Raw genomic sequence first — 19,462 nt, forward strand, 5'->3', positions numbered from 1 at the left:
TCAAGATGTGCTTCTTTGGGTCAAGGAGCAGGCTTGAAGGCTTTTTTAGTATTATAAGGAAAAATTATGCATTTTATTGAAGAACTAATTCTAATTTTGCTGGCAGCACTTTTATTGGGGCAACTCGCCATCCGGCTCAACCTGCCTGCCGTCATTGGTCAACTTTTATCGGGAATCATTCTTGGTTCTGCCGGATTGAACCTAGTCCACTCAAGCAGCTTAATTGCTAATTTTTCTCAATTTGGCGTCATTTTCTTAATGTTCTTAGCAGGACTCGAAAGTGACCTGACGCTCTTAAAAAAATATTTCAAATTAAGTTTTACAGTTGCTCTTGTGGGCGTGATCCTACCCATTATTTTTATGGAAGCTGCTTGCCTATTATTCGGGATGAAAATTATTGAAGCAATTTTCATTGGCATCGTCTTTTCGGCTACCAGCGTTTCGATCTCTGTCGTTGTTTTACAGGAAAAACACCAGCTGCATTCACGTGCTGGCACAACTATCCTAGGAGCTGCTGTTGTTGATGATATTCTAGCTGTGATTGTTCTTAGCTTATTTACCACCTTTAGCCACGTAAACAAAAGCAGTAACAATCTACCAATCACTTTACTGCTCGAAGTTGGGTATTTTGGAGTGATTTACTTCGCATATAAATTTATTATCCCTTACATTATGAAAATCACAGCTAGATTTTCTGTTAATTATGCCCGACTTACCGTCTCACTGATTATTGTACTCAGTCTAGCCTGGCTTGCTGATTTTACGGGTCTATCCGCAGTTGTTGGCGCCTTTTTTGCCGGTTTGGCGATCAGACAAACAGAACAAAAAACGGAAATTCATACGGCCATCAGCACCATCGGCTACACCCTATTTATTCCCGTTTTCTTTGCCAATATTGGGCTGGCAGTTACTTTTAGCAACGTATTTCAAGATCTGCCATTCATTATCTGCATGATCATTTTAGCCATTTTATCTAAATTCTGGGCAGGAAAATATGTCAGTAAATTATTTGGTTTTAATAAAAATGAAGCAAACATTGTCGGTGCCGGAATGATTTCCCGCGGTGAAGTTGCCTTAATTGTGGCACAAATTGGTAGCTCTTATCAGTTATTTCCCAACAGCATTTATTCCAGCCTGATTTTAGTAATAATAATTACCACCGTGCTTTCGCCACTTATTCTAAATCATTACATTAACAGAAACGCTCGTCTAAAGAATCATGCCTAAAGAATTATAAATCATGTGGGTCAACATTGAATAGCGCAAATCCTTAGTGGACATGTAAACCCAGCCTAAAACGCAGCCCATCGACCAATAAACAAGAATATATGGCGAAAAGGCGCGATCATGCAAGTAAGCAAAAAGAAAACCACTGACTATTATTCCTAACCATTTGTTTGCCTTCGTATTTTTAGTGAAAAAGGTATTGAAAAACATCCCCCGGAAAATGGTTTCCTCACAAAATGGCGCGATAATTGCGACCATTAGTTTAAACATATAATTATCCTGCATAGCAATCTGATTCAGCGCCTGCTGGTTAGCTGAGGTAGTTTTCCCAGTTCCAGCAACAATAAAAAAACTCAACACAAAATTTAGCAGCAAAATAAGAAGAACGCCGATTACGGCAATAATGAGCCGGGTGCCATCCCAATGCGGCCTTCTATTAAACCCCCAGTCATTGGTCTCTGCCAGCTGCCGTTTATACAGCCAAAACACAAGAAATAAAATGATAACGGTAATCAAAGCCGTCAGCACCGCCTGCTCCCACGTGTTTAAATGAAGGCGCAGCTTAATTCTTTGAGGATAAAAATAAAATGACTGTAAAAATGAGTAAGCAAAAAAGGCTACTACCATGCATGCAATATTCCAAAAATAATGCAAAAATTGTCTCATACCCATATATTCGTTCCTCTACTATTTTCTTAATTCTTCTATTATAATAAATATAATTCAAAACACAAGGCAGGAATAAGATGGCACAAATTTCAAATTTCTTTCAGCAAAATCAAGAATTTACCCTAATGACGATTTTGCTAGCAACCACATTTACAATTTTTTTAACATCCTGGCTAATTGAGCCACGGCGATTAGTTAATGGCATTTTATTTACTTTCTTTATCCTGACACTGGGTGCCTGGTTCATGATTTTAGTTCTGGCGGCTAAATCGCATGTATTGATTATTATCTTTGATACCCTATTAATTTCTGTGTTTCTGATAGTCGCGTTAATTGTCGCGTTTTCCTGGTTATTTTGCCTCTGGAATGCCTATTTTGTTTGGAAATACGAAAGCCACACCCTGCCCAATTTATTAACTTTTTTCATCGGAATTATCCTGATCGGTGTCTGGGCCATCACCTTATTGCGCCCGGACAAATACCTGCCGCAGTGGCTACACATGCTGCTTTATGCGACACCGGCCGTGGCACTCTATCTAGCCCTTGTTGCCTACAATTTTTTGGTAAATCTTGCTTTATACCAATTTGTACCCCGGCGCTATCACCAAGATTATCTAATCGTGCTGGGCGCCGGGCTCTATAATGGTCAGACCGTTACACCGCTTCTTGCCAGCCGTATTAACTGCGCAATCCGATTTGCCAAGAAGCAGGTTGCTAAAGGCCGAAAAATGCCGAAGTTGATTATGTCCGGTGGCCAGGGTCGTGACGAAAAACTATCCGAAGCCCAAGCAATGACTAATTACGCAATCGATCGGGGCATTGCGCCGGCTGATATCCTGCAGGAAAACAAGTCACTTAACACCTACCAAAATATGAAGTTCTCTGCTCAAATTGCCGCTAATGATTATGGTGGTAAAAATTTCAATGCTAAGTTCTTTAGCAATAACTACCATATCTTCCGTGCTGGACTTTATGCCAAAATCGCCGGCCTAAAGGCAAACGGGGTTGGGGCCCATACCCGTTTCTATTTTCTGCCTAACGCGATTGTTCGGGAATTTGCCGGGGTCTTTGTGATGCATAAAAAACGGCATTTTTTAGTTATTGGCTTAATTCTGCTGGTTTTCGTTATTTTGTCAATTCTCACAGGATTTGGTCTTATTCATCCCCATATATAGACGGTTTTAAGTGGCTTCATTTTTTAATAAATGTTAAACTAGATGCTAATAATTTTTATTTAGAAAAGGACAGTAATATATGCTACAACTTAAAGATTTACGCAAGTCTTATCACGTTGGCGACACCGTAACACACGCCCTAGACGATGTTTCGATCTCCTTTCGCAATCAAGAATTTGTTGCTATTTTAGGTCCTAGTGGTTCCGGTAAAACCACCATGCTAAATGTCATCGGCGGCCTTGACCGTTATGACAGTGGCGACCTGATTATCAATGGTAAATCAACTAAAAATTTCAAAGAAACTGATTGGGATGCTTACCGCAACAACTCCGTCGGCTTTGTTTTTCAAAATTATAATTTGATTTCTCACCTGTCAATAATTGCCAACGTTGAATTGGGAATGAATCTCTCTGGTGTCCCAGCCAAGGAACGTCGCGAGCGGGCAATTGAAGCTTTAACTGAGGTTGGCTTAAAAGATCACATGGGTAAGCAGCCGAACCAGTTATCCGGAGGACAAATGCAGCGGGTGGCAATTGCACGGGCGATTGCCAATAATCCAGATATCTTGCTCTGTGATGAACCGACTGGGGCTCTGGACACGGAAACTTCCGAACAAATCATGCAGCTGATTAAAAAGCTGTCCAAAGACCGCCTCGTCATCATGGTTACTCACAACCCGAAATTGGCCAACGAATATGCAACCAGGATCGTCAACTTCCAAGATGGTAAAATTTTAAATGATTCTGACCCTTATACGGCTGAAGAAGAAAAAGACACTTTCAAGCTAAAGCGGACCAAGATGTCCTATTGGAACGCCATCAAGCTGAGTTTTACCAATATTATGACTAAGAAAGGCCGAACTACTTTGACTGCTTTTGCATCAAGTATCGGCATTATTTCGATTGCCGTTGTACTATCACTTTCCAACGGTTTTCAAAAACAAATCGATTCCACGATGAGCAAAGCGTTAGCCAAATATCCTGTTTCAATCTCGCAAACAGCAATTGATGTTAGTTCAATTTCTGACCGCGACAAATCGGATAAAAATGTGAAAAATCGCGGTTATATTACTGCAAAAAAGGATTTGAATCAGGAGACTTCGCGGCAAAATAAGATTACTAAAGCTTACGTTAACTATATCAAAAAAATCAATCCTGATTATGCTAATAATATTTCTTACCAACGAGCAACTAGTCTCAATCTGCTTGCCAAAGTCAATGGTGAAATCAAACACGTGCAATTTTCACAAAATGATCCAGATGGTTCGCAATCAATTGCCTCAATGCGTGCTCAGGCAATCAACACTGTTGGTATGGGGTCGTCAGTTTTTCCGACCACTTTAAAAGCTAAAAAGGGATCATTTTTAAAAGAAAATTATCAACTATTGTCAGGTACATGGCCGCATAAAGCAACCGATGTGGTTTTGGTAGCAGATAATAAAAATGTGGTTAACATTAATGCAATGAAAAATCTTGGCCTAAATGTTTCTAATAAAGAAAAATTTACAACTAAGAAGATGATCGGCAAGGAATTTAGAATTGTCGCAAATAATGACTACTACCAGCAGCTACCAACAGGAATGTTTATTCCAAAAAAGGTTTCCAATTCAATGTATGCTAACAGCAAAATTAAGCTGCACCTTGTTGGGGTCATCAGACCTAGGAATGAAAATTCAATGGCTCTGCTTTCTACAGGAATTGCCTACAGCGATGAATTAAGCAAAAAAGTAATTCGCGAAAATAAGAATTCCGCAATTGTGAAAGCACAAAAGAAAACTAAGCGCAGCGTTATTACCGGCCAGCCAATGAAAGCCAACGAAAAAGAACAAATGATGGAAACAATCGGCGGCTCTTCACTTCCTACCGGAATTATGATTTATCCAAATAATTTTGACTCTAAGGATAAGGTATTAGATTACCTTGATAAATGGAACAAAGGCAAGAGCAAGAAGAACAAAATTTTGTATACCGACATGTCAAGCGCAGTAACATCGATGACTGGTGGGCTACTGAATGGTATCACAACAGTCTTAGTCGCCTTTGCCGCAATATCACTAATCACTTCCATGATTATGATTGGAATTTTGACTTATACATCGGTACTTGAACGGACCAAGGAAATCGGTGTCTTGAAGGCCTTAGGTGCCCGTAAGAAAGACATCACCCGTGTTTTTGATGCCGAAACCTTTATTTTGGGCGTCTTCTCTGGCGTTTTAGGTGTTGCAATTGCCTACATACTGACATTTCCGATTAACAGTATCCTGTACAATATTACCGCTCTGAGCAATGTGGCCCAACTGAATCCAATGCACGCGTTGATTTTGATTATTATCTCAACAATCTTAACCTTGCTTGGCGGTCACATCCCCGCACGGATGGCAGCCAAGAAAGATGCTGCAATTGCCTTAAGAAGTGAATAAAATTAACTTTTAAAGGGACGTTTTAAAGATGGAACGTCCTTTTTATTTGAAAACATCTTGATAATCGATTAATTAAAGATTGGAGAGCTAACATGAACGAAACAGATAAAAAAACTTTAGAACGCTATTTAGATGAAGATGGGGTTGTTAAAACCTGGCCGGGTAAGGAAAAGAAGCGTTTGCTCATCCTGCAATATCTTGCAAGTAAGTTTGAACCTGGTAAAAAATATTCTGAACCAGATGTCAATTTGATTTTACGCAAGTATATTGATAATTACGTGACCAGACGCCGCGATTTGATTGATCATCAATTGCTTAACCGTACAGATGATGGCAAAACCTATTGGGTTGAAAAAGAAAAATAAAATACACGATCTTGGTAGAACATCGAGATCGTGTATTTATATAGTGATAATTTTTAAAGTAGATAACTTTTTTGTTATTTATTTATATAAGTAACCGCATCACGGGCCGCTGCTCTACCAAAAACACCACATGTGAGCAGTGACGTACCGCAACCAAAATAATTTACTCCAGTTACTTGTCCATCAGCACATGAACCTGCCGCATAAAAGCCAGGTATCGGCTCCCCTTCAGGATTAATAACTTGAGCATTTTCATTAATACGCGCTCCTGTATAGCCATCACTTACAATTTCTGGTAATCGTAAAACATAATACGGTGCAGTAATTTTTACCATACTATCTGGATCTTTATGAAAATCTGTATCTTCATGTTGATCGCACAATTCATTATATCGTTTAACCGTAGCCTTCAAAGTTTCAGAAGAAATTTGAACATCTTTTGCTAATTTCTCAATTGAATTTTCTTTGTAACCAAATGGTAACCCACTTACCGATACTTTAGTTGATAAAGCAACTTTGATAGTCTCCGGATACTTATCAGCAAATGCTTGCCCAACTACACAATATCCTTCATCATAATTACCTTCCCAAATCTTTTTGACAAATTCAAAACAAAAATCATCTTCACTAACAACTCTTTTACCGTCCTTGTTAACAAGCAAGATATCTGGTATTCCAGAAGTCGGGGATGCAGGCAGAGCTGCAGGTGCAGATTTCCAAGTAGGTGAATAAAAGTAATAAACAATTTGTGGGTATGGCACATTTACAATATCGCCACCAGCCTTTTTAGTTAGATAGTACGCATCACCATTTCCACCGCCAGAAACATACTCTGCATGCTTAGTCCGTGGATTTAATTTATGCATTAATTCTAAGTTACCTGAATAACTACCTGCACAGTTAATCGTAGCTTTAGCTTTGATTACAATCGTGTCACCATTTGTATTAGTAGCTTTAACACCAATTATATTATTTTCTTCTTTTATCAAATCTGTAACTTGGGTACTCATCAAAACTTTTACACCCTTATTTTTAGCAGATTTAATTAAAGCCTCAGACAAACCAGAGCCTTCATTGATGCTAACATGATTTCTTCTAGTTGCTCGTGGTTCTTTAGGGGAAACATTTACTAGATCAACAAAATTCACACCATTTTTAATCAAGAATTCATTTAAAGAAGTAGAATCTTTTGTTAACTTTTTTAATAAACCAACATCCAATTCTTTTTCATCTTTATAGCAGGAATAAATATCAGAAAACAATTTGTCTGTTGTATCTTCGATTCCCTGCAGCTTTTGCATTTTAGTATCAGCACCTAGAACATATCCTGCAGATCTAGTGGTCGAACTACTTAAAACTTCATTTTTTTCAACTAAAATTACATTGGCACCATGATCGCGTGCTTCAATGGCTGCTGTAAGTCCTGCCATCCCTGCACCAATTACAACAATATCTGTACTATATTTTTTATCTTGTGGTTCAGGTTTAGCTATTGACTTTTTTTGTAAAATCATAACATCGTCTTTAGATCCAGCCTGTTCAATGCATGATTTAATTGACGTCATAAAAGCCTGCGAAGAAACTGTTGCACCAGAAACCGCGTCAATATCCAAGGACTGATTTTTGATTACTCTATCCGCTAAAATTGGGTAGGCAGCGCCACCTATAACTGGTGTATCAGTCTGATGCAAAATCTTAATATCTGTAATTTGGTTATCTGTAATTTGAGTTTGCAAGGTCATTTTACCTCGACCAGTATTAATTCCTTGATCATCTTCAAAAGAATTTGCAGTTGCCTGATATGTTCCATTCTTTAGATTTAATTGTGTTCTCATAGATTTACCTTGCGCTTCCAACAAAGCAAGCTTAACTGCTTCTTTCATAGCAGCTGATGTATAAGAGCAACCAGAAATTGCATCTACTTCATCAGAATTGGCTTTAACAAATTCTGATTCCAGTTTACCAATTGCTTTACCGCCAACTTCTTTAGTTTCTTTATTTGCTAAGACTTTAACATCTGCTATGTGGTTATCAGAGATTGATACTTCTATCTTCATATCACCACCAAAACCTTTAGTTGTTTCGATATATTTACCTGATTTTAATTTTGACATTTTCTTTTTCCTTTCTGTTCATTTTTTCACATGCTAATGATAGCGCTTTTATAAAAAACATGCAATTTTTTATTGGCATATGCAAAATAAGCTAGTCTCTAAGAAAATATCATGTTCTAGACCAATCCTAAATCCCGCTATTTCAATACTTTATCTAGTATGTCGTTTTTGACTAAACCACTAAATATTGATATTCTTGATGAGATATAATTATTAGGAGGAACTTAGGAAAATGAATTCGAAAGTTAAAAAATTATTATCGGCTAGTGCGGTCACTGTTGGTATTGGACTGCTATTAACGGCCTGTTCCGGGAAAAAACAGGGCGGCAGCGGCAACAGCAGTTCTGACGCGCAAAAATCAGTTGCTCTGGTGACAGACACCGCCGGAATTAATGACAATTCTTTTAACGAATCTGCATGGCGCGGTTTTAAGGCATACGGCAGTGAACACAATTTAAAACAGGGTAAAAACGGCTACCAATACTTCCAGTCAAGCAGTGCTGCCGACTTTCAGCCAAACTTCGATGAAGCTGCAAAGGCTGGTTACCAAACAATGTTCGGAATTGGCTACTCATTAAAAGATGCCGTGAGTGCTTCAGCCAAAAAGAACCCTAAGAGGAACTATGTTATCGTCGATGATGTGATTAAAGGTCAAAAGAATGTAGCTTCCGCCAATTTCAAGAGCGAACAGGCCTCATACTTAGCTGGCGTAGTTGCAGCCAAGGAAACCAAAACCAATACTGTCGGTTTTATCGGCGGCGTCCGCAGCAACATTATTGATCTCTTTGATGCCGGCTTTACTCAAGGCGTTAAGGATCAAGCCAAAAAGATGCACAAGAAGGTCACAATTTTAAACCAATATGTCGGCAACTTTACTAGTGCTGACAAAGAAAAATCCATTGCCCAGTCAATGTACGCTAAGAAAGCTGATATCATTTTCCATGCCTCCGGCAGTGCCGGCAACGGATTATTCCAAGAAGCTAAGTCAATCAACCAAACACGACCAGAAAATAAAAAGGTTTGGGCAATCGGTGTCGATATTGACCAATCAGGACTTGGAAATTACACATCCAAGGATGGCAAAAAATCAAACTTCGTTCTTACTTCGGTAATCACCGGCGTTAATGTTGCAACTAGAGACATTGCCAACCGTGCATACAACGGACACTTCCCTGGCGGCCAAAACATTATCTACGGTCTGAAAACAAACGGTGTTTCCATCAAGCGTGGTTACATTACCCCTGATGCTTGGAAACTGGCACAGGAAGCACGAAACGATATTATCGCAGGCAAAATTAATGTTCCAATTCACCCAAGCAAATAATTCGTAATTTCTAAATTTATCCTCTAAAAGTCATCTTTTTGACGTTTCCAATTGAATTATTACGTACTTTATATATAATATAAATATAAATCGTTCGTATTATTTTGATGGAGGATAAAATACGATGAATAAAAAACTTAGAAAGTTGTTGTCGCTTGGAGCAGTTGTTGCATCCCTGGGGCTAGTTCTTACGGCTTGTGCCGGCAAAAAGCAGGGTAATAGCAGCAGCAAAAACACCAAAAACAGTATTGCGCTAATTACCGACTCAAACGGGGTTGATGACCACTCCTTCAACCAGGCAGCTTGGGAGGGTTTTAAAAATTATGGTAAGGAGCACAACTTTAAGCAGGGCAACGGCTACCAATACTTTCAGTCGAGCAGTGCCGCTGATTTTACACCAAATTTTAATCAAGCAGCCAAGTCTGGTTACCAAACAATTTTCGGTGTCGGCTACATGTTAACCGATTCGGTTAAAGCCGCCGCTAAGAAAAATCCCAAGAAAAACTTTGTCATCATTGACGATGTAATCACTGGACAAAAGAATGTCACTTCCGTTACCTTTATGAGCAACCAGTCATCGTATCTTGCGGGAATTGCCGCTGCCTACACAACCAAAACTAACAAAGTTGGTTTTATCGGTGGCGCTAAATCCTCAATTATCGATATGTTTCAAGCCGGTTTTGAGCAAGGTGTGAAAGACGGTGCCCAAGCACTACACAAGAAAATAGCTGTCTCCAGTCAATACATTGGCAACTTCACTTCAACCGACAAGGCAAAGTCAATTGCCCAATCAATGTATGCTGACAAGGCAGACATTATCTACCAGGCAGCAGGCAATGCGGGCAACGGAATTTTTCAGGAAGCAAAAGATTACAACCAGACACGGCCAAGCGAGCAAAAAGTTTGGGTAATCGGTGTTGATGTTGACCAAACAAGTCTTGGCAACTACAAGGCAAAAGGCGGTCAAAAGGCCAACTTTACCCTGACTTCTGTTTTAAAGGGCTTAAACATTGCTACCAAAACAATTTCTGATCAGGCTTACGAAGGCAAGTTTCCCGGCGGCAAGCATCTTGTTTATTCTCTAAAAGGCAACGGTGTTTCTCTCACCAAGGGACAATTACAGCCTAAGGCTTGGGCAGCGGTGCAAAAAGCAAAACAGGAAATCATTGCCGGTAAAATCAAAGTTGCAACAGCAACTAAGTAATCATTATAATTATTTTGAAAAGCTCTTTGTTTAGAACAAAGAGTTTTTTATCAAAAGGAAGTTAATCATGGCAAAAGAGACTACAAATATAATTGAGATGCGCCATATCGTTAAAGACTTTAATGGTTTTAAAGCCAATAACGATATCAACCTCACGCTCCAAAAGGGCGAAATCCTGGCGCTTCTTGGCGAAAACGGTGCGGGTAAATCAACGCTGATGAGCATTTTATCCGGCCTGCTTGAACCGACTGCGGGCGAGATTTTTGTCCGCGGTAAAAAAGTGAACATTAAAGACCCAGCAACAGCTAAAGACCTAGGCATTGGTATGGTGCACCAGCATTTTATGCTAATGGATTCATTCACGGTCCTAGAAAATATTATCTTGGGGCACGAAACAACCAAGGGCCCTGTTCTGGATTTAAAAAAGGCACGACAGCAGGTATTAAATTTATCTAAGCGTTACGGTTTAACCGTCGATCCCAATAAAAAGGTGGCTGACATCACGGTGGCGCAGCAGCAACGGGTAGAAATTTTGAAGGTACTCTACCGCGGCGCCGACATTTTAATTTTTGATGAACCAACGGCGGTCCTAACCCCGCAAGAAATTACAGAATTCATTAAAATCTTAAAGGGACTGGCCAAAGAAGGAAAATCAATTATCTTGATCACACACAAGCTGGAAGAAATTAAGCTGGCAGCCGATCGCGTAACCGTTATTCGTGCAGGTAAAAGTGTGGGCACCTTCAATGTGCAGGATGTTGATCAAAACCAGTTGGCAGAATTAATGGTGGGCCGACACGTTAACATGAAACTAAATAAACCTGAGGCTAAACTGGGGAAAACAATTTTAGCGGTCAGCAACTTACAGGTTAAAAGTGAGCAAAAAGTTTTAACGGTTAAAGGACTATCTTTTACACTCAATGGGGGCGAAATTCTTGGTTTAGCCGGAATCGATGGCAACGGCCAAGATGAATTGGTTGAAGCAATTACCGGGCTGCGCCCCGTTGAAGCCGGAAAAGTCGTAATCAACAACCAAGACATGACTAATCAGCCTGTCCGCAAAATTACACAGACGGGAGTAGCGCACATTCCTGCCGACCGCCAAAAGTTTGGGCTGATTTTACCCTTTTCCTTAGCCGACAATCTCGCACTGCAAACCTATTACCAAGAGCCTTTTTCTAAGCATAAGATTATCAATCATAGTGCAATCAGGAAACATGCGGAAGAGTTGGTTGCTAAATACGATATTCGAACAACCAGCACCAGTCTTCCGGTTGACCAATTATCCGGCGGCAACCAGCAAAAAGCGATCATTGCTCGGGAACTGGACCGGGGCAGCAATTTAGTCATCGCTTTTCAGCCCACTCGCGGTCTTGATGTTGGGGCAATTGAATATATCCACCAGCAACTGCTGGCCGAACGGGCTGCAGGAAAGGCAGTTTTACTCGTTTCTTACGAATTAGACGAAATAATGCAGCTATCCGACCGCATCATCGTTTTGCATGACGGACAGATTTCTGGTGAGGTTAAGCCGGAAGAAACAAGCGACAAAGAGTTAGGCCTATTAATGACCGGGATTAAGAATGAAGGTAAAGTAAGTGATTAGTGTCAGCCCAAAAGTTAAACGTATTTTAGTGCCCCTTATATCAATTATTGCCGGCTTTTTAATTGGGGCAATTATCATGCTTATTTGGAATTATAACCCGCTTCAAGCATATAGCTCCCTTTTTTCCAGTGCCCTTGGCAACATGAACGGCATTGGTGAAACAATTAGAGAAGCAACGCCGTTGATTTTTACGGCAATCGGCTTCGCAATTGCTTCTAGCGCCGGCTTCTTCAATATTGGACTTCCGGGACAGGCACAAGCAGGCTGGTTAGCTTCAATTTGGCTTGTTTTAGCAAACCCCAATATGCCCAAAATTTTACTTCTGCCGCTGGCAGTTATTGTTGGGGCAGTTGCTGGCGCAATTGTTGCTGGAATTGCCGGCTTTTTGCGGGCCCAATTTGGCACCAGTGAAGTTATCACAACCATCATGCTTAACTATATTGTTCTTTATTCATGCCAGTATTTAATGCAGCAGATAATGTCCCCTAATCTTAGACTAGATACCGATACAACCAAAACGATCACCGCAAACGGCAGTTTGAAAATCGACTGGTTAAGCTCCATGTTTGGTGATTCGCGGATCAATGGCGGAATTTTCTTGGCCTTAATTGCCGTCGTCTTTTACTGGTTTTTAATGAAAAAAACAACAACCGGTTTTGAAATTAAATCCGTTGGTGCTAATCCTTTCGCCAGTCGTTATGCCGGCATGTCTACCAAGAAAAACATTATGCTGTCAATGCTTCTTTCCGGTGGCTTTGCCGGGATTGGTGGGGTAATTCAAGGTCTCGGTACTTACCAAAATTACTTTACACAAACTACCAGCCTTGATATTGGCTGGGACGGACTATCTGTTGCCCTGCTTGGCAGCAGTACTGCAGTTGGTATCTTGCTGGCAGCCCTACTCTTTTCAATTTTAAAAATTGGGGGCCTGGGCATGCAGACAATGGCCGGCATTCCCTACGAAATCGTATCAATCGTGATTGCCGCCATCATTTTCTTCGTTGCCATTAACTATGTGATCAGTCTGTTGTTCAAAACAAAAAAAGTTAATCCTGATCAAAAACAAGACAGTAAAGCTTCAGCCACAGAGCTAAACAAAGGAGGACAAGCATAATGAATTTTGTCACAGTAATGGCGTTAATTGTTTCTTCAACTTTTGTTTATTCGGCACCACTGATTTTTACTTCTCTTGGCGGGGTCTACAGTGAACATTCCGGGGTCACTAACATTGGCTTAGAGGGCATCATGACAATGGGCGCTTTTTCATCAATTGTCTTTAACCTGACATTTGCCGGAACCTTTGGTTCCGTCACCCCTTGGCTCGGCCTGCTAGTCGGCGGCGTTGTCGGCCTGCTTTTTTCGCTGCTGCACGCTGTCGCCACCATTAATTTTCATGCCGACCACATCATCAGCGGCACGGTGCTCAACCTGATGGCGCCGCCGTTAGGCGTTTTCCTAATTAAAGCCATTTATGACAAAGGTCAAACCGAAAATATCAGCCAGAGTTTTGGTTACTTTACCTTTCCCGGCCTGGCAAACATTCCGGTGATCGGCCCAATTTTCTTTGCCAACACATCGGCACCTGCATGGTGCGCAATCCTAGTTTCTATCATATTATGGTGGGTACTTTACAAAACCCGCTTCGGATTGCGCCTGCGTTCTTGCGGGGAAAATCCCCAAGCAGCTGATACAATGGGTATCCATGTCTACGCCATGCGTTATGCCGGGGTTTTAATTTCCGGCTTCTTAGGCGGCATTGGCGGGGCAGTTTTTGCAGAAGCAATCTCCGGCAACTTTTCCGTTTCCACCATTGTTGGTCAAGGTTTTATGGCACTAGCTGCCGTTATCTTCGGCAAGTGGAATCCACTGGGAGCAATGTGGTCTTCGCTTTTCTTCGGTTTTGCCCAAAGTTTGAGTATCATTGGCTCACAATTACCGGTGATTAATAAAATTCCGGCGGTTTATATGCAGATTGCCCCTTATGTTATCACGATTCTCGTGTTGGTAATCTTTTTCGGCAAATCGGTTGCTCCTGCAGCTGATGGCGAGAATTATATTAAATCAAAATAGATTTTAGAAAGAAAGATAAATGAAAGAAATTTACTTTAACCATGACGGCAATATCGACGACTTAGTTTCCTATCTGCTTTTCTTGCAGGCACCAAACATCAAGTTATTAGGAGTGGGTGCAATCGATGCCGACGGCTACGTTGATCCTGCCGTTGAGGTTTGCCGCAAAATGACCGATTTATTCAATCTGCGCGGTGACAGGCTGGAAATAGCCAAATCAACTTCACGTGCAGTCAACCAATTTCCCCAGGAATGGCGGACAGCCTCTTATTCCTTTAACTACCTGCCAATGTTGAACGAATCCGGTAAAATGGAAACAAAGGAAGCAAAACTGCCGGCGCACCTTGACATGATCGCCAAATTAAAAGATGCTGCTGAACCCGTAACTTTAGTCATGACCGGTCCCTTAACCGATTTAGCCCGGGCTTTAGATGAGGACCCGACAATTGAACAGAAAATTGCCAAATTATATTGGATGGGCGGCTCACTTGACGGTCACGGCAATGTTGTCGTAGTTAACGCCGACGGCAGCCAAGAGTGGAATGCTTTTTGGGATCCGTTTGCAGTTGAGCGTGTCTTTAAATCTAAGATTGATATGCAGGTGATTGGCCTTGAAAGTAGTGAAGAGCTGCCATTAAACGATGAACTGAGAATGCACTGGGCAAGCCTACGTAAGTATCCCGCAGTTGATCTAGTCGGCCAGGCATACAGCCTGCTGGTTAATCCGCCAATCCCAACCGCACAGTTATATTTCTGGGACGTGTTAACCACAATCAATGCTCTTTATCCAGAAGTTGTCGCAAGCAGCCGGCAGGTCAAAGTAAAAGTGATCACTACCGGCTTAGCAGCTGGCCGCCTGGAAGAAGATCCTAACGGCAAGGAAATCACTTTGGTTACTAAAGCTGACAAGAACATCTTTTATCAAAAAATGGATGAACTGCTTGAAAGAAGCAAGTAAAAATCAATTATAATTAAACCAAAAACTGCTGTTTACTAAATGTGAATGGCAGTTTTTCTTTTACAATGTATAGCCAAAGTAATACAATGACTATGAGGTGAAACAAAATGCCAAATATTAAAGAAAGAAAAGTTGCTATTTCTGTAAAAACTAATGCAACAGACAAAGAAGAGGCAACTAAACTTTTCGATAGTTTAGGACTCAATCTTTCAACAGCGATTAATATTTTTCTTAAAAAAAGTATTGCTGAAGGGGGATTACCCTTTGAAGTTAGAGATCCTTTTTACAGCGAGACTAATCAAAAAGAGCTTGATCGTCGTTTTGCAGTCATTAATGAAAATAAAAACGTTCATTCTCATCGACTATTAGATAATGAGAAAAATAATGACAATTGAATTTCTAGACGAAGCTTGGGATGAATACGTTGCTTGGCAAAAGCAGGATCGCAAAACCCTAAAAAGAATTAATCAACTAATTAAATCAATCAAAAGTGATGGGTTAAATTCCGGAATTGGCAAGCCTGAGCGTTTAAAATATCAAGACGGGTGGTCCAGAAGGATTAATGGCAAAGATCGCTTGGTCTATACTCACAACGATGGACATTTAATTATCGTTGCCTGTAAAAATCATTACGAATAATTATCTAAGCAGAAAATCGCTGCTCACTACATGTGATCAGCAGTTTTTTGCTGTTAAAAATTGTTAAACCAAATATAACATGTTAAACTAGATTAAAAATAGAAGGAGATTACAAAATGAGTATAGTAAAAGTTGCTAAACGTGGTAACGGTTTGTGTCTAACACTGCCTTCAAAAGATAAATTTAAGCTTAACCAATCATGGCTTTTAATTGCCAACGAAAAAGGGGGATATGAATTGATTCCTAAATTAGAAGACCCATATAAACAGCCTGATTTCAAAAATCAATATGAGCCAGAAGAATGGCCTAATACCGATTATCGGGAGGTTGAATAATCAGTGTATTTTCCTAAACAAAGAGATATTGTTTGGATCGACTTTGACCCACAACGTGGACATGAAATTAAAAAAAGACGACCAGCTCTAGTTCTAAGTAGAAATGAATACAATCAAGACACTGGTTTTATTATTGTCAGTCCAATTACTTCAAAAATCAGACAGAAACACGGTTACTATGACTTAATTGGTTACCAAACCCATGGTCAAGTTGTTACAAGACAAGTATACTCATTCGACATCACTGATAATGCTGGTAGAAAAGTTGAATTTATCGAAAAAATGGCAATCAATGATTTTTACCAAATTGCCCAATTGTTCCTATTCAATTTTAATTTCCCATTTTAAAAAATTCAGAGAAACTGCTTTTCACTACATGTGATCAGCAGTTTTTTGCTGTTAAAAATTCTTGGTTTGCATAATCTGTTATAATTACGTTGCAAATACAACCATAGCAGCTTATGTCAGAGGAATCATGAAAACAAAACGAATTTACTACCTAGATTTTCTTAGAATTATTGCTACTTTTGCGATCATCATTATCCATGTTTCTTCGCAAAGACCCTATTACAGCCAGCCGGTCCACTCTTTTACTTGGCAGAGCTTAAACTTTTGGTCTTCAATCATGCGCTGGGGCGTGCCTATCTTCGTGATGATCTCAGGCGTTTTATTTCTTGATCCTAAACGCCCTATCTCAACCAAAAAATTATTTACCAAGAATATCTGGCGCATCGTTTGTGCGACAATTTTTTGGCACTTTTTTTATGCATGCTACACTTTCCTATTTGAAAATCACAGTTACGCAACTTTGATCAGACTATTAATCAAAGGATATTCGCATCTTTGGTTTTTGCACATGATTATTGGTCTCTACCTGCTCGTTCCCTTGCTGCGAAAAATCACCGAAAACACCAAATTAACCCAATATTTCTTATTGCTGGCAGCAATTTTTGCCGTGATCTTACCAACTTTTTTCAGTATCTATAAAAGCCTACTGCGCTTCCATACCTTTTCCCCAGCTGCCAGGGTGATCATCAACAGCTTGTCCACGCTATTTTCCAGCATGTATGTAAAATTTGTCCTCGGTTTTACCGGTTACTTTGTTGCCGGCTACTACTTCAGTCAAGCTAAATTAAGTAAAAACTGGATCCGTTGCATCTACATTATGGGAATCTTGGGGCTATTTATTACTTTTTTCGGCACCAATAGCTTATCCCTTCATTTCAATGCCCGCGTCCTCCCACTTTATGACTACATGAGTATCAATGTCGCCGCCACTGCAATTGCAATTTTCGTTTTCATTAAAAACTGTGGTCAAAAAAGCAACGCTCACTTTCATAACAAAAGAAACGAAACTTGGCTGACTGCATTATCCAATCTTACCTTTGGCATTTACCTGGTACACTTCTTATTTATCCGTATCCTGACAAAATCACTGCACGTCGGTACACTTAACAGCAATGCTCCCTTGGCCGTACCAGTAATTACTGTAGTAGTTTTCCTAGCATCATTAATAGTCAGCCTAATAATCAAAAAAGTTTCCTGGCTGAACAGCCACATCATGTAGCATTTGCCAAAGAACTTCTAACCAATAAAAAATAGGGGATAAACAAAAATTTATCCCCTATTTTGATACCTTTTTAAGCTAGTAAGATGGCATCATCTTTTAATTCAGAGCCGACATGTTTTTGGAACAGTTCCATCAGCTTCGGCACCGTCATTTTCTTTTTTTCTTCTTCTGCCAGATCCAGCGCTATCTTGCCCTGATGTAGCATAATCAGACGATTGCCGTAGCGGATCGCATCTTCCATGTTATGCGTTACCATGAATGCCGTTAACTTCTGCTCGGTAATCAGCTTTTCGGTTAATTTCATGACTGTGATTGAAGTCTGCGGGTCAAGCGCCGCCGTGTGCTCATCCAGTAAAATCAGATCCGGACGCTGCAAGGTGGCCATTAACAAGGTAATCGCCTGCCGCTGCCCACCGGAAAGCAAACCAATTTCGGTTTCCAGCCGGTTCTCTAAGTTTAAGTCAAGCTGAGCAAGCTGCTCTTTGAAAAATTTGCGATCTTGCTTTTTAACACCGGCACGGAAAGTCCGGTGCTGCCCTCTTTTCATTGCAAGAGCCAAATTCTCTTCCACAGTCAGCCGCACAGCCGTGCCCATTTTAGGATCCTGAAAGACACGGCTGATATTTTTGGCCCGCTTAGTCACGGGCTGTTTAGTAATGTCCGTGCCGTTCAAAATAATTTGCCCCTCTTGAATCGGTAAGGTACCCGCAATACTATTCAGCAAAGTTGATTTCCCCGCACCATTGCTGCCGATGATCGTTACAAAATCTCCGGCTTCTAATTCAAGGTCAACACCTCGCAATACACGGTTTTCATTGACAGTTCCCTTTTCAAACGTTTGGTGTAAATTGTTAATCTTCAGTACTTGAGACATTTTTATCTTCTCCTTTATTTTTGTGCGATAAATGGAAATTAGGCAAGGCCAAGCAGATGATCAGTACCAGCGCCGATGCTAATTTAGCATCAGATGGCTCAACATTCATCTGGAAGACGAGCGCTAAAATCAAACGATAAATAATTGCTCCAAGCACTAAGGTAAGAAGACGCGGACCAATTTTCAGATTACGCAGCAAAACTTCGGCAATAATAATTGATGCTAGGCCGACAACTAGTGTACCCACACCAGAGTTCAAATCGGCAAAACCATTATTTTGGGCTAACAAAGCACCAGAAAGAGCAATGCAGCCATTGGAAATCATGTAACCCCAAATTTTCATGCTCTGGGTTTTTATCCCGTTGGCCGCACTCATCTCTGGGTTATCCCCCGTTGCCCTCATGGCCAAGCCAATCTCAGTTCGAAAGAAAATAATCAAGAGGGCAATTACCAAGAGAGCAATGATTAAACCCATGACAATGACAGCATTATTGCGGGACAAGCCCCAGTCTTGAGCTATCGTAAAAATTGTAGCTTTTCCTAATAAGGAAACATTAGCTGCATTCTGCATCACCCGCGAAGTGATTGAGTACAACCCCGTCATTGTAACAATTCCCGCTAACAAAGACGGAATCTTCAGTTTGGTATTTAGTAGACCGGTAACAAGGCCGGCAATCATCCCGCCACCAAACGCAGCAATTGTTGCTAAAATCGGATTAACCCCTTGAATCAAGCACATCGTGGTAATTGCCCCGCCTAAAGGGAAACTACCTTCAGCGGTCATATCTGCCAGGTCTAAAATACGGAAAGTTAAGTAAACCCCAATTGCCATTAAGGACCAAAGTAGGCCCTGTGAAGTAGCTGATAAAAACAAATCCCAAAAGTCACTCATCATATTTTGCTCTTTCTCTAC

The 19,462-nt window shown here is 40.5% G+C and carries 19 protein-coding genes; 15 read left to right on the top strand and 4 right to left on the bottom strand.

The genetic code is table 11. The annotated features are described in order from the left end of the window. Positions 1–66 precede the first annotated feature (66 nt). A complete protein-coding gene (locus PT285_RS10500) occupies positions 67–1,227 on the top strand; it encodes a cation:proton antiporter (RefSeq protein WP_277150354.1) in 1,161 nt (386 codons plus the stop codon). Here PT285_RS10500 and PT285_RS10505 read toward each other — a convergent pair. Continuing rightward, positions 1,210–1,893: a type II CAAX endopeptidase family protein gene (locus tag PT285_RS10505; RefSeq protein ID WP_277150699.1), complete on the bottom strand. Its 684-nt coding sequence runs from the start codon at positions 1,891–1,893 to the stop codon at positions 1,210–1,212. The genes PT285_RS10500 and PT285_RS10505 overlap by 18 nt on opposite strands. A gap of 80 nt (positions 1,894–1,973) precedes the next feature. Between PT285_RS10505 and PT285_RS10510 the strand changes: the two genes are divergently transcribed. The 3 genes from PT285_RS10510 (at position 1,974) to PT285_RS10520 (ending at position 5,855) form a co-directional block, all read left to right on the top strand. Next, positions 1,974–3,071 carry a YdcF family protein gene (locus PT285_RS10510; protein WP_277150356.1) on the top strand — a complete coding sequence of 366 codons (1,098 nt, stop codon included), beginning with the start codon at positions 1,974–1,976 and terminating at the stop codon, positions 3,069–3,071. A gap of 79 nt (positions 3,072–3,150) precedes the next feature. After that, positions 3,151–5,490, top strand: a complete 2,340-nt coding sequence (locus tag PT285_RS10515; RefSeq protein ID WP_277150358.1) for an ATP-binding cassette domain-containing protein — start codon at positions 3,151–3,153, stop codon at positions 5,488–5,490. A 92-nt stretch (positions 5,491–5,582) separates the two neighbouring features. Further along, on the top strand, positions 5,583–5,855 hold the full coding sequence (locus tag PT285_RS10520; protein ID WP_277150360.1) for a DUF2087 domain-containing protein: 273 nt from the start codon (positions 5,583–5,585) through the stop codon (positions 5,853–5,855). Between the two features lie 74 nt (positions 5,856–5,929). Here the strand turns inward: PT285_RS10520 and PT285_RS10525 are convergent, their stop codons facing one another. Next, positions 5,930–7,969, bottom strand: a complete 2,040-nt coding sequence (locus tag PT285_RS10525; RefSeq protein ID WP_277150362.1) for an FAD-dependent oxidoreductase — start codon at positions 7,967–7,969, stop codon at positions 5,930–5,932. A 232-nt stretch (positions 7,970–8,201) separates the two neighbouring features. Between PT285_RS10525 and PT285_RS10530 the strand changes: the two genes are divergently transcribed. The 11 genes from PT285_RS10530 (at position 8,202) to PT285_RS10580 (ending at position 17,672) form a co-directional block, all read left to right on the top strand. Further along, positions 8,202–9,293, top strand: a complete 1,092-nt coding sequence (locus PT285_RS10530) for a BMP family protein (RefSeq protein ID WP_277150364.1) — start codon at positions 8,202–8,204, stop codon at positions 9,291–9,293. A gap of 124 nt (positions 9,294–9,417) precedes the next feature. Continuing rightward, entirely contained in the window at positions 9,418–10,497 is a 1,080-nt protein-coding gene (locus PT285_RS10535; protein WP_277150366.1) for a BMP family protein, read from the top strand. Positions 10,498–10,564: 67 nt separating this feature from the next. Next, positions 10,565–12,103 carry an ABC transporter ATP-binding protein gene (locus tag PT285_RS10540; protein ID WP_277150368.1) on the top strand — a complete coding sequence of 513 codons (1,539 nt, stop codon included), beginning with the start codon at positions 10,565–10,567 and terminating at the stop codon, positions 12,101–12,103. Beyond that, the gene (locus tag PT285_RS10545) at positions 12,096–13,217 is read left to right on the top strand and encodes an ABC transporter permease (protein WP_277150370.1); all 1,122 of its coding nucleotides are present in this window, start codon (positions 12,096–12,098) and stop codon (positions 13,215–13,217) included. The genes PT285_RS10540 and PT285_RS10545 overlap by 8 nt, the downstream gene beginning before the upstream one ends. Then, entirely contained in the window at positions 13,217–14,173 is a 957-nt protein-coding gene (locus PT285_RS10550; RefSeq protein WP_277150371.1) for an ABC transporter permease, read from the top strand. Before PT285_RS10545 ends, PT285_RS10550 begins: the two co-directional genes overlap by 1 nt. Positions 14,174–14,192: 19 nt before the next feature. Then, the gene (locus PT285_RS10555; protein ID WP_277150374.1) at positions 14,193–15,131 is read left to right on the top strand and encodes a nucleoside hydrolase; all 939 of its coding nucleotides are present in this window, start codon (positions 14,193–14,195) and stop codon (positions 15,129–15,131) included. A gap of 107 nt (positions 15,132–15,238) precedes the next feature. Continuing rightward, positions 15,239–15,526: a type II toxin-antitoxin system RelB/DinJ family antitoxin gene (locus tag PT285_RS10560; protein ID WP_277150376.1), complete on the top strand. Its 288-nt coding sequence runs from the start codon at positions 15,239–15,241 to the stop codon at positions 15,524–15,526. Beyond that, positions 15,516–15,770: a Txe/YoeB family addiction module toxin gene (locus PT285_RS10565; protein ID WP_277150378.1), complete on the top strand. Its 255-nt coding sequence runs from the start codon at positions 15,516–15,518 to the stop codon at positions 15,768–15,770. The genes PT285_RS10560 and PT285_RS10565 overlap by 11 nt, the downstream gene beginning before the upstream one ends. A 116-nt stretch (positions 15,771–15,886) precedes the next feature. Continuing rightward, positions 15,887–16,105 carry a type II toxin-antitoxin system PemI/MazE family antitoxin gene (gene mazE / locus PT285_RS10570; protein WP_277150380.1) on the top strand — a complete coding sequence of 73 codons (219 nt, stop codon included), beginning with the start codon at positions 15,887–15,889 and terminating at the stop codon, positions 16,103–16,105. Between the two features lie 3 nt (positions 16,106–16,108). Continuing rightward, positions 16,109–16,453 carry a type II toxin-antitoxin system PemK/MazF family toxin gene (locus tag PT285_RS10575; RefSeq protein WP_277150382.1) on the top strand — a complete coding sequence of 115 codons (345 nt, stop codon included), beginning with the start codon at positions 16,109–16,111 and terminating at the stop codon, positions 16,451–16,453. 127 nt (positions 16,454–16,580) lie between these two features. Beyond that, positions 16,581–17,672 (top strand): acyltransferase, encoded by a 1,092-nt coding sequence (locus tag PT285_RS10580; protein ID WP_277150384.1) that lies wholly within the window; start codon positions 16,581–16,583, stop codon positions 17,670–17,672. Positions 17,673–17,745: 73 nt separating this feature from the next. Here the strand turns inward: PT285_RS10580 and PT285_RS10585 are convergent, their stop codons facing one another. Then, a complete protein-coding gene (locus PT285_RS10585) occupies positions 17,746–18,549 on the bottom strand; it encodes an ABC transporter ATP-binding protein (protein ID WP_277150387.1) in 804 nt (267 codons plus the stop codon). Then, a complete protein-coding gene (locus PT285_RS10590; RefSeq protein ID WP_277150700.1) occupies positions 18,527–19,441 on the bottom strand; it encodes an ABC transporter permease in 915 nt (304 codons plus the stop codon). The genes PT285_RS10585 and PT285_RS10590 overlap by 23 nt, the downstream gene beginning before the upstream one ends. Between the last annotated feature and the right edge of the window lie 21 nt (positions 19,442–19,462).

Origin of the sequence: Lactobacillus sp. ESL0791 (genome assembly GCF_029433255.1) — a bacterium.
Classification (GTDB): domain Bacteria; phylum Bacillota; class Bacilli; order Lactobacillales; family Lactobacillaceae; genus Lactobacillus.